This is a genomic window from Geobacillus jurassicus NBRC 107829, assembly GCF_001544315.1.
Lineage (GTDB): Bacteria > Bacillota > Bacilli > Bacillales > Anoxybacillaceae > Geobacillus > Geobacillus jurassicus.
The window spans coordinates 16871-27090 of record NZ_BCQG01000049.1 but is presented as its reverse complement, the minus strand read 5'-3'; the positions used below and the strand labels follow the sequence as shown (position 1 = coordinate 27090).

Sequence of the window (10220 nt, the reverse complement as noted above, 5' to 3'; positions counted from 1 at the left end):
CAAGAGTGCTGCCGTATCGAAATCGAAGAAAAAGCGGCAGAAAAAGAAGCGGCAGAATGTTGCACAGTTGAGTGCTATTGTTAATGATTTAGGGAATGGCGTTAAACTTCACATTTCGCACTCGAGCAGAGTGGGTGGAAAAGATTTTTTGTTTATTCTTTTGAGATCATTTTTGAACCAAAATACGACGAGTGATGGCCATTCTTTTTTGCCGTCTCTCGTCGTTCTTTGTAAGCATACATACTTTCGTCCGTTCTTATCCCTTGCAAAATCCCCATTTTCATTTTTTTTTCAGAATCGCTGTTTACAATAAGGTTAAAAACAAGGAGGAAAGGAGTAATTCTTTATGAGGAAAATAACGCTCAGTGTATTTGTATGTCTCTTTCTTTTTGCGTTATACAGCACTTCTTCTATCTATGCTCATGATAATGAAAAATATGAATATGAGCTAAAAAAAGGTCATGCGGATAGGTATGAAGACGAAGAGGATTATGAAGACTATGATGAAGATAGGGACGAGTACAATCATGGGTATCGAAGTGAAGGGGTTAATCGAGAGGAACAGGCTATTGCAAGAAGAGAATATTGGTATAAATGGTCGCGTTCAGCAGATATTCCAAATGAATACGAGGAAACTCCCATTTCTTCCAAACAAATTGTACCGATTCGTCTGATGTCCAAAGCTCCACTCTATATAATGGTTATTCCTAAGCAAGGGCAAATATTTGTACCCCTTGAGGATACAGCTAGATATTTAGGTGCCTCTGTGACAATTTATCCTTATTCGCAAATAGGTGAAATTCAGTTGGGTGACCATTATTTAATTGTCAGAAATGGCACAAGGGTGGTTTACGAAAACATGAAAAAGACACCTATGCCGCTTCCTATCTTTATGGAGCAGGGAAAACTCTATATTCCCATTAGTGTGTTGGCTAACGGTCTAGGGTTTCAAGTAGCATGGACGGGAGAGCAAATCCAAATTGATTAACAAGGAGGCGTTTGGATGAAAACGAACAAATGGGTAAAATGGGTTGCCGGTTTGGGCGGTGTTGCTTTATTCACTGCATTTCTTCAGCTAGTAGACAGCTCAGAAATGGATCAGCAGAAAACTAACAGTTCCCCCACTGCCACTGCTGAGAAAAACAATGAAACGATGAGACAACGCGAACAAGAATTAATGTCTTTGGATTGGAATGAAGGAAATTGGGATGTTCAATACTCGAATGAAGTGATTACATTGACGCCAAAGGGCCAATCTTCTGGGTTGCCGCCGTCGGAAAATCGAACAAGGAGATCATAGTTATGGGCACGAAACAATCACTGGAATTCAATGGAATGGGAACAACGATTAAGGTAGAAGTGATTACGGATAAGACATCTATTGACTGGAAAACAATGATGCGAACTTGGTTTGCAACTTTTGAATCGATTTGTTCCCGTTTTCAAAGGGACAGTGAATTGGCAAGATTAAATCAATCTCCGGCGTGGATGATTGTTCCTATCCACCCCATCCTGTATGATGTATTGCAAGCAGCATTTCAATATGCGGCAAAAACAGACTTTTATTTCAATCCGTTTGTCGGATCTATCTTAAAAAATATGGGATATGAGCGTCCTTTTCAAAAACAACAGCCGCTTTTTCTCGAATATAAAGAAAACAAAAAAAGTGGATGCTCTGTACCTTCAAGAAAAAGTATATCGTTTTTTCCAAACCAAAAAGCAGTCATGAAACATACTGATGAAGAAATTGACCTTGGTGGGATTGGAAAGGGATGGAGCGTTGATCAGGCCTATCGTTTATTAAAAGGGATAGGTATAGAACAAGGAATGATCGATGCTGGAGGGGATATGGTGATTTGGGGGGGAGCTCCTCGGAAAATAGGCATCATGAATCCTTTTGCAGAAAACGAAGATATTGCGAATTTCACTATTGGCGCGGGAGCAGTGGCGACTTCTAATGTTCTTTATCGGAGTTGGAGCGTAAGAGGGAGAAGATTTCATCATATTATTCACGGTCAGACCGGGAAAAATCCGGAAAGCGATGTCGTGCAAACGACTGTGTTCGCTAGTTGTGCCTCAGAAGCAGATGTGATTGCCAAAATACTGTGCATGATGTCTGCAAAGGAGGGAATTCGGTGGTTAAACAGACATTTTCCTAAAGCAGCATGCATCATCGTCAACGAAAGTGGGCAGCTGCTGATCACCCCTTCTGTTTCGCGGTACGTTGAAAGGTTGGTGGTTTAAAGATGATCCAGTTTTCAACTTGGGAATGGATTCGGGCGGCTGGATTTAGTTCCTATTTTCTTCTTTTTCTATCTGTCTGTTTGGGGATTATTCAAAATGCGAGCATGATCAGTAGAAATGTGCGCCATGTGCTTTTTCAAGCGCATCAAATGATGGGATGGTTTGCTTTTCTGCTTGCTTTTTTTCACGGTTTTTTGCTTTATTTTGATGATTATCAGCCATTTTCTATACAAGAAATTTTCATCCCGTTTCTCTCCAGATATCAACCGTTTTTTACCGGGTTAGGGATTGTTGCTTTCTATTCCATGTTCTTTATATTTATAACGAGCGATTTTATGAAAAAGATTGGGCGGAACATATGGAAAACGGTTCATTATCTCATTTTTCCAAGCTTCATTCTCGTCAGCATCCATGGAATTTTCATCGGGACAGATAGCAAAGAAACCTGGGCGCAATACGTTTATATTAGCGCTGTCGTTTGTTTTTTCGTTCTCATCGTCTACCGGTTTTTTTATAAAGCAACGCCAAAAAGCAATCGCAGCCGAGGGTGAGAGAATATGTACATTCTATTAGCAGAAGATGATACACGGCTCGGAAAACTGATTGTTTATATGTTAAAAAAAGAAAAATACATTGTGGATTGGGTGCAAGATGGAGAGGATGCTTATTATTTTGCCAAACAGTCGGATTATGATCTGTTGATTCTTGATTGGATGATGCCGCATAAAGAAGGAACGGAAGTTTGTCGAGCGTTGCGAAAAGAAGGGTTTCAGGGAGCGATTTTGATGTTAACGGCAAAGGATGCAGTTGAAGATCGAGTGACTGGGCTTGACTGCGGGGCGGATGATTATGTCGTAAAGCCGTTTGAGTTTTCTGAGCTTTTCGCCCGGATTCGCGCTTTATCTAGGAGAATGACTCAGCCGTTTCGGGGAGAAGAGCTTTCAGTAGGAAGCCTCTCGTTGAGTCTAAATGAATATTCCATAAAAAAAGGAGACAAAAAAATTCAATTGACAAATCGCGAATTTCAATTGATGGATCTGTTTATGCGCCATCCGAATCAAATATTGACGAGAGAGGCAATCATTGAGCGGGTTTGGGGGCTTGATGCCGATATTTCCAGCAACAATATTGATTCTTTTATTCGGATTTTGAGGAAAAAACTGGGGGACGACGGCACTTTGATTCAAAATATCCGAGGGGTAGGGTATAGGCTGAACGATGAATGACAAAATGTTCAAACAAACGCGCTTCCGGCTCACCCTTCTTTTTGCAAGTCTCATTGTTGTTTTTTTTGTTTTATTTACCTCGGCCAGTTATATGATCGTGTCTTCGTTGATTATGACGAAACAACGGCAGCAAGCGATCGATTTGGCGGAAGAGGAATATATGGAGCATAAATTTAAGCTTCTCAATTGGTATTATAAGAATGCAGACGATGATGATACGGATGAGCGCATTTCTGCCCATCATTCCAGCATGCCATTTTTTTATTACGTCATTACGCGTGATGGAGAAGTCATTAAAGGAGAAGAATCTTTTCCCGAGATTCGAGAGAATATTTTACATCGGATTCATGGATGGCGTCCAGGCAATAAAGACGTCCGTTACGAAACAGTAACAATAGGCAATGAGAAAATATGGTTCCTTCTTTCAGGAAAACAGGTGTTGATAAAAAAAATATATATCGGAACGATTTATACGGGAATAAACATAACGGAGCAAGTCTACATTGTCAAAGTGTTGACAGGTGTATTGTGTGTGATGTCCATTGTATTTATAGGGTTGTCTGTTGTCCTCGGGTACTATATGTCTGGCAGAGCAATGGTGCCGATTGCGAATGCTTTCAAACGGCAAAAAGAGTTTGTTGCTGACGCTTCTCATGAACTGAGAACTCCTTTAAGCATTCTTCAATCCTCAATTGAGGTGATTGAATCAGAAGAAAAAGGAAAATTAGGGGAGTTTTCCTTGCAAGTATTGGATGATATGAAGGATGAATTAAAGAGAATGACCAAGCTCACGAATGATTTATTATGGTTGGCCCGCTCTGACTCCAATGCGATTACGTTGACAAAAGAATGGTTTCCGTTGTTTCCTGTCGTCAACGAGCTGATCAGGAAATGCCGCCCTTTGGCGGAGCAAAAGCAGATTCGATTCACTGTCCATATGCAAGAAGACATAATGGTATATGGGGATAAAGAGAGAATCATCCAATTAATGTTTATTTTGTTGGATAATGCTGTAAAATATAATAATGAAAATGGACAGGTCAGTATAAAAGTTGAACGTAATCGAAAAAATGTGATGATTGAAATTAAGGATACAGGAATTGGAATCCCTATAGAACATCAAAAATATATATTTGAAAGATTTTATCGCGTTGATCCATCGCGTTCGCAAAGACAACAAGGATATGGGATTGGTCTTTCGATCGCCAAATGGATTGTTGATGCCCATGGCGGAACGATTAATGTACAAAGTGAAGAAAAACGAGGAAGCCGATTCATTGTGACGCTTCCGCAACCAACCATTATTGAAAGCGGGGGGGGGGGAAACAATGAAAAAATGGATGGTGGCATTAAGCATTTCAATTGCATATTTGTTAATTTGTTTTGCGGCGGTGCAAGTCAATCGTGTGTTTGCAGATGATGGACGAGAGCATTTCTATGAGCATGGAGAGCAATACGAAGAACACAGGGAAAAGGGGGAAGGAATGGCCAAGGAAAGCGGAGAGATGTTAGGATGGGGAGCGGTTTCTGTTGCTTTATCGGCAGGGGCGCTTTTGCCATTGAGACGAAATGCTAAATTCATTATGAGAACTGTTCCGAACATAAAATCTTTCTTTGTCTCTCTCTTAAAATGGTTAGCAACATGGCATATGCCTATTGGCGCAGTTGCGTTGGCGCTTGCTATAGCGCATGGTGCCCTTATGTACTTCTCTGAAGGGGAGTTGGAAATAAGGGAGTACATGGGCATTATCGCTATAGTATTCGCGGGAGTGGCGGCGGTTTTTGGAGCTGTTCTTTCAAAAAATAAAGCAAGCTCCTTGATCCGCTCAACACATATTGGATTATTATTAGCCGCGGGCATCTTAGTCGCGATCCATATTTTATCCTAAAATTTCAGCACATGAGACGAGCTGCTAAAATTTTTTAGTTATAAAACACGGCGGGACTGTGATGACAAAAAGGCGGTGCATCTTTTGCACCGCTTATTTTTCAGTGCACGCCCACTTCTTTTTGAGCGCTTGAATGAAAATATGCATATTTTGCTTAGTTTCCATAATCGGCATATAGACATAGGAAAGCATCCGATAAAAAGGCGAGTGCTTCAGGCGAACGATGGACAGATGGCCGTGCTCGATGTCGCGGGCGACGACGCTGCGCGACAACAAGGACAGGGCGTTGCCGTTAATCAACGTTTCTTTAATGCCTTGGTTGCTGCTGATGATCATGAGCGATTTCACCTTCAGGCCATTTGAGCGGATAAAGTGGTTGAAATATTCCCTTGTCCCCGACCCGACTTCGCGCGCCACCCATGCTTCGTTTTGCAAATCGGCGATCGTGACTTCGCCTTTTTGCGCCAATTCATGGCGGTTGGAGGCGACGATGACGAGCTCGTCTTGCATGAACGGATGGACGGACAGCTCTTTTTCGTTCGTTTGCCCTTCGATCAAGCCGATGTCGACTTGGTACGACTTGACGAGCTCGACGATTTCTTTCGTATTGCCAATCATGACTTCCAGCTCGAGCTCAGGGTAGCGATGCTGGAAATCGAGCAAAAACGGCGGCAAAATATATTCCCCGATCGTGAAGCTGGCGCCGATTTTCAGCTCTCCTTTGATCGCGTGATGGTGCTCCAAGATGTCTTGTTTCGTTTGTTCATAAAGCGCCATCATTTGTTTGGCGCGGTCGTACAAGAGCTCGCCCGTTGGTGTCATGCGCAGCCGTTTCGGGGAGCGGATGAACAGTTTCGTCTGAAACTCTTTTTCTAAATTTTTGATGTGCAAGCTGACGCTAGGCTGGGACAAATGGAGAATTTCTGCCGTTTTGGTGAAGTTTTTCACTTCGGCTAAGGTGATGAACGTTTTTAACTCTTCATAGTACATATCCGCTTCTCCTCCGTCCCGATGATGATTGTACTATTAGAAATACTAATAGTTTTAATAATTTATATTTATTTTACTAATGTTTTGTTTTGCGGTAAAGTGTAAATATGATACCCTCGCTAAAGTATACTTGGTTTATAGGAATAATGGAGTTTGGCGTTCGTTTTGTTGTTGAGGCTGAAACGACGCCAATCGTTCCATTTTATTTTATATTGTGAGGTGGACACCGTTGCAGCTGCAAGTAACCAACAGTCCGTTTACCGAGGAGCAGATTGCGCTCCTGAACCGTTTGTTGCCGACGTTGACGCCGGCGCAAAAGCTTTGGCTGAGCGGGTATTTGGCCGCGGCTGAGGCGGCGGTTGCCGTTTTGGATGCCGAAGCGCCGGCGCTGTTTGCTGGAAGCAGCAAACCGGTTTCGAAAGAAGTGACGGTATTGTACGGCTCGCAAACCGGCAATGCACAAAAGCTGGCTGAGAAAGCCGGCAAAGCGCTCAAGGAGCGCGGTTTCGAAGCGAAAGTGTTGTCAATGCTTGATTTCAAGCCGAATGAACTAAAGAAAGTCGAAACACTGCTCGTTGTTGTGAGCACGCACGGAGAAGGCGATCCCCCGGACAACGCCGTGTCGTTTTACGAATTTCTCCACAGCAAACGGGCGCCAAAGCTCAATCATCTTCGCTTCTCCGTTCTCGCGCTTGGCGATACGTCGTACGAGCAGTTTTGCCAGACGGGGAAAGATTTTGACAAGCGTCTTGAGGAGTTGGGCGGAACGCGGTTTTATCCGCGGGTTGACTGCGATGTCGATTACGAAGAAGCAGCAGCGAAATGGCTCGATGGCGTGCTTGGCGAGTTAAGCAAAGAAGCGAATGCCAACGCCGGGGCAGCTCCGCTCTTGTCGGCTGTTGCCGCAGCTCCGAAAGCGGAACCGGTCGCCGTGTATTCGCGGAAAAACCCGTTTCCGGCCGAGGTGCTCGAAAACATCAACTTAAACGGCCGCGGTTCGAACAAAGAAACGCGCCATCTCGAATTGTCGCTTGAAGGGTCGGGCTTGAAGTATGAGCCTGGCGATGCGCTTGGCATTTTCCCGAAAAACGATCCGGAGCTTGTCGATCTCGTCATTCAAGAAATGAAGTGGAATCCGGAAGAAACGGTGACGATCGACAAGGATGGAGAAGTGCGGTCGCTCAAAGAAGCGCTCACGTCGCACTTTGAAATCACGGTCTTGACAAAAGCTTTGCTGCAAAAGCTGGCGCCGTTATCAAAAAACAGCGCGCTTCAAGAGCTTGTCGCGCCTGGCAATGAGGCGAAGCTGAAAGAATACGCCAAAGGCCGCGATTTGTTGGATGCGCTGCGCGACTTTGGCCCGTGGGACGCCGCGCCGCAGCAAATCATCTCGATTTTGCGGAAAATGCCGCCGCGCCTGTACTCGATCGCAAGCAGCTTGGCGGCGTATCCGGATGAAGTGCATTTGACGATCGGCGCCGTCCGCTACGAATCGCACGGCCGCCTGCGCAAAGGGGTGTGCTCGACGTTCTGTGCGGAGCGCATCCAAATCGGTGACACATTGCCGGTCTTTGTTCAGCCGAACCCGAACTTCAAGCTGCCGAAAGACCCCGATACGCCGATCATCATGATCGGACCGGGCACCGGGGTGGCGCCGTTCCGTGCCTTTATGCAGGAGCGCGAAGCGACGGGCGCCAACGGAAAATCGTGGCTCTTTTTCGGCGACCAACATTTTATGACCGATTTCCTCTATCAAACCGAATGGCTCGCATGGCTGAAAAGCGGCGTGCTGACCCGAATGGATGTCGCCTTCTCGCGCGATACGGAAAGAAAAGTATATGTCCAGCACCGGATGCAAGAACGAAGCAAAGAACTGTTCGGCTGGCTTGAGGAAGGCGCTGTCGTCTATGTGTGCGGCGACAAGCAACACATGGCGCGCGACGTTCATCAGACATTGATCGAGATTATCGAAAAAGAGGGCGGCATGAGCCGTGAACAGGCGGAAGCGTATGTCACCGAGATGCAAAAGCAAAAACGGTATCAACGCGACGTCTACTAATCATCCAAAGGAGTGGGGACCAAAATGGCGAAAGTCGAGTTAAAAGCGCCGGAAGGACCGCCAAGCGATGTCGAGCGCATTAAACGGGAAAGCCGCTATTTGCGCGGCACGCTCGCCGAAACGATGGAAGACCCGCTCAGCGCGGGCATTCCAGATGATGACAACCGGCTGATGAAGTTCCACGGCAGCTATTTGCAAGACGACCGCGACGTGCGCACCGAGCGGCAAAAACAAAAGCTTGAGCCGGCGTATCAGTTTATGATCCGCGTCCGCACGCCGGGCGGGGTGGCGACGCCGGAGCAGTGGCTCGTCATGGATGAGCTCGCCCGCAAATACGCCAACGGCACGCTGAAGTTGACGACGCGTCAAGCGTTCCAATTGCACGGCGTCTTAAAATGGAACGTGAAAAAAACGATGCAAGCCATCAACGGCGCGCTGATGACAACGCTCGCCGCCTGCGGCGACGTCAACAGGAACGTCATGTGCAACCCGAATCCGTACCAGTCGGAAGTGCACGCGGAAGTGTACGAATGGGCGAAGCTGATCAGCGATCATTTGTTGCCGCGGACGCGGGCGTACTATGAAATTTGGCTTGATGATGAAAAAGTCGCCGGCACACCGCAAGTCGACGGAGAAGAAGAGCCGATTTACGGTCCGACGTATTTGCCGCGGAAGTTTAAAATCGGCATCGCTGTTCCGCCGTCCAACGATGTCGATGTGTTCTCGCAAGATATCGGGTTGATTGCCATTGTCGAGGACGGCAAACTCGCCGGATTTAATGTCGCCATCGGCGGCGGCATGGGAATGACCCACGGCGATAAAACGACGTACCCGCAGCTGGCGAAAGTGATCGGTTTCTGCAAGCCGGACCAAGTCGTTGAAGTGGCGGAAAAAATCATGACGATCCAGCGCGACTACGGCAACCGCTCGTCGCGCAAACACGCCCGCTTCAAATACACGGTCGACCGGCTCGGCCTTGAGACGGTCAAAGAGGAGTTGGAGCGCCGCCTCGGCTGGAAGCTCGGTGAAGCGCGCCCGTACCATTTCGAGCATACCGGCGACCGCTACGGCTGGGTCGAAGGCGTCAATGGCACATGGCATTTCACGCTCTTTGTCGAAGGCGGCCGTGTCAAAGACTATGACGATTACAAACTGATGACCGGTCTGCGCGAAATCGCCAAAGTCCATACCGGCGATTTCCGGTTGACGGCGAATCAAAACTTAATTATCGCCAATGTTACGAGCGAGAAAAAACCGGAAATCGAGGCGCTCATCGCCGAATACGGTTTAACCGACGGCCGGCGGTACACCGCCTTGCGCCGCAACGCGCTCGCCTGTGTGGCGCTGCCGACATGCGGCTTGGCGATGGCGGAAGCCGAGCGGTACTTGCCGAAACTGCTCGATAAAATCGAGGAAATGATCGACGAAAACGGCTTGCGCGATGACGAAATCACGATCCGCATGACCGGCTGTCCGAACGGCTGTGCCCGCCACGTCCTCGCCGAGATCGCCTTTGTCGGCAAAGCGGTCGGCAAATACAACATGTACCTTGGCGCCGCGTTCAACGGCACGCGCCTTGGCAAGCTGTACCGCGAAAACATCGGTGAAGAAGAAATTTTGCGCGAACTGCGCGTTCTCTTGTCCCGCTATGCGAAAGAGCGGCTTGACGGCGAACATTTCGGCGATTTTGTCATCCGCGTTGGCATCGTCAAAGAAGTGACGGACGGGACGAATTTTCACGATTAAGGTGGTCAGGGTGAAATGGAAACCAGCCTCTCCTTGTTTAGGGGAGGTTGGTTTTTTGTTGCTTCC

At 46.8% G+C, this 10220-nt stretch carries 11 protein-coding genes; 10 read left to right on the top strand and 1 reads right to left on the bottom strand.

Going from position 1 to position 10220, the window contains the following annotated elements; genetic code table 11:
• From GJ1_RS18870 to GJ1_RS13580, 8 genes are all read left to right on the top strand, one after another.
• Positions 1-313: hypothetical protein (locus GJ1_RS18870; RefSeq protein WP_217994771.1), on the top strand; the 313-nt coding region annotated here is incomplete at its 5' end.
• Between the two features lie 33 nt (positions 314-346).
• Positions 347-988, top strand: coding sequence for a copper amine oxidase N-terminal domain-containing protein (locus GJ1_RS13610; protein WP_066233448.1), 642 nt, complete (start codon positions 347-349; stop codon positions 986-988).
• Between the two features lie 15 nt (positions 989-1003).
• Positions 1004-1300 carry a hypothetical protein gene (locus GJ1_RS13605; protein ID WP_066233445.1) on the top strand — a complete coding sequence of 99 codons (297 nt, stop codon included), beginning with the start codon at positions 1004-1006 and terminating at the stop codon, positions 1298-1300.
• Positions 1301-1302: 2 nt separating this feature from the next.
• Complete coding sequence (locus GJ1_RS13600) at positions 1303-2244, top strand: FAD:protein FMN transferase (protein ID WP_066233442.1); 942 nt, start codon at positions 1303-1305, stop codon at positions 2242-2244.
• Between the two features lie 2 nt (positions 2245-2246).
• Positions 2247-2795: a ferric reductase-like transmembrane domain-containing protein gene (locus GJ1_RS13595; protein WP_066233439.1), complete on the top strand. Its 549-nt coding sequence runs from the start codon at positions 2247-2249 to the stop codon at positions 2793-2795.
• A gap of 6 nt (positions 2796-2801) precedes the next feature.
• A complete protein-coding gene (locus tag GJ1_RS13590; protein ID WP_066233436.1) occupies positions 2802-3470 on the top strand; it encodes a response regulator transcription factor in 669 nt (222 codons plus the stop codon).
• Positions 3463-4890, top strand: coding sequence for a sensor histidine kinase (locus GJ1_RS13585; RefSeq protein ID WP_083510005.1), 1428 nt, complete (start codon positions 3463-3465; stop codon positions 4888-4890). The genes GJ1_RS13590 and GJ1_RS13585 overlap by 8 nt, the downstream gene beginning before the upstream one ends.
• Positions 4799-5359 (top strand): hypothetical protein, encoded by a 561-nt coding sequence (locus GJ1_RS13580; RefSeq protein WP_066233434.1) that lies wholly within the window; start codon positions 4799-4801, stop codon positions 5357-5359. Before GJ1_RS13585 ends, GJ1_RS13580 begins: the two co-directional genes overlap by 92 nt.
• Positions 5360-5452: 93 nt before the next feature.
• Here the strand turns inward: GJ1_RS13580 and GJ1_RS13575 are convergent, their stop codons facing one another.
• Positions 5453-6349, bottom strand: a complete 897-nt coding sequence (locus tag GJ1_RS13575) for a LysR family transcriptional regulator (RefSeq protein ID WP_066233431.1) — start codon at positions 6347-6349, stop codon at positions 5453-5455.
• A gap of 229 nt (positions 6350-6578) precedes the next feature.
• Between GJ1_RS13575 and GJ1_RS13570 the strand changes: the two genes are divergently transcribed.
• The gene (locus GJ1_RS13570; RefSeq protein WP_066233429.1) at positions 6579-8408 is read left to right on the top strand and encodes an assimilatory sulfite reductase (NADPH) flavoprotein subunit; all 1830 of its coding nucleotides are present in this window, start codon (positions 6579-6581) and stop codon (positions 8406-8408) included.
• Between the two features lie 24 nt (positions 8409-8432).
• Positions 8433-10154, top strand: a complete 1722-nt coding sequence (gene cysI, locus GJ1_RS13565; protein WP_066233427.1) for an assimilatory sulfite reductase (NADPH) hemoprotein subunit — start codon at positions 8433-8435, stop codon at positions 10152-10154.
• The last annotated feature ends 66 nt before the right edge of the window (positions 10155-10220 follow it).

Bases quoted from the DNA above. Each gene is read 5' to 3' on its own strand.
- GJ1_RS13600 (WP_066233442.1), top strand. From the start codon at position 1,303: ATGGGCACGAAACAATCACTGGAATTCAATGGAATGGGAACAACGATT.
- GJ1_RS13605 (WP_066233445.1), top strand. From the start codon at position 1,004: ATGAAAACGAACAAATGGGTAAAATGGGTTGCCGGTTTGGGCGGTGTT.
- GJ1_RS13575 (WP_066233431.1), bottom strand. From the start codon at position 6,349: ATGTACTATGAAGAGTTAAAAACGTTCATCACCTTAGCCGAAGTGAAA.
- GJ1_RS13580 (WP_066233434.1), top strand. From the start codon at position 4,799: ATGAAAAAATGGATGGTGGCATTAAGCATTTCAATTGCATATTTGTTA.
- GJ1_RS13590 (WP_066233436.1), top strand. From the start codon at position 2,802: ATGTACATTCTATTAGCAGAAGATGATACACGGCTCGGAAAACTGATT.
- GJ1_RS13595 (WP_066233439.1), top strand. From the start codon at position 2,247: ATGATCCAGTTTTCAACTTGGGAATGGATTCGGGCGGCTGGATTTAGT.
- GJ1_RS13610 (WP_066233448.1), top strand. From the start codon at position 347: ATGAGGAAAATAACGCTCAGTGTATTTGTATGTCTCTTTCTTTTTGCG.
- GJ1_RS13585 (WP_083510005.1), top strand. From the start codon at position 3,463: ATGAATGACAAAATGTTCAAACAAACGCGCTTCCGGCTCACCCTTCTT.
- cysI (WP_066233427.1), top strand. From the start codon at position 8,433: ATGGCGAAAGTCGAGTTAAAAGCGCCGGAAGGACCGCCAAGCGATGTC.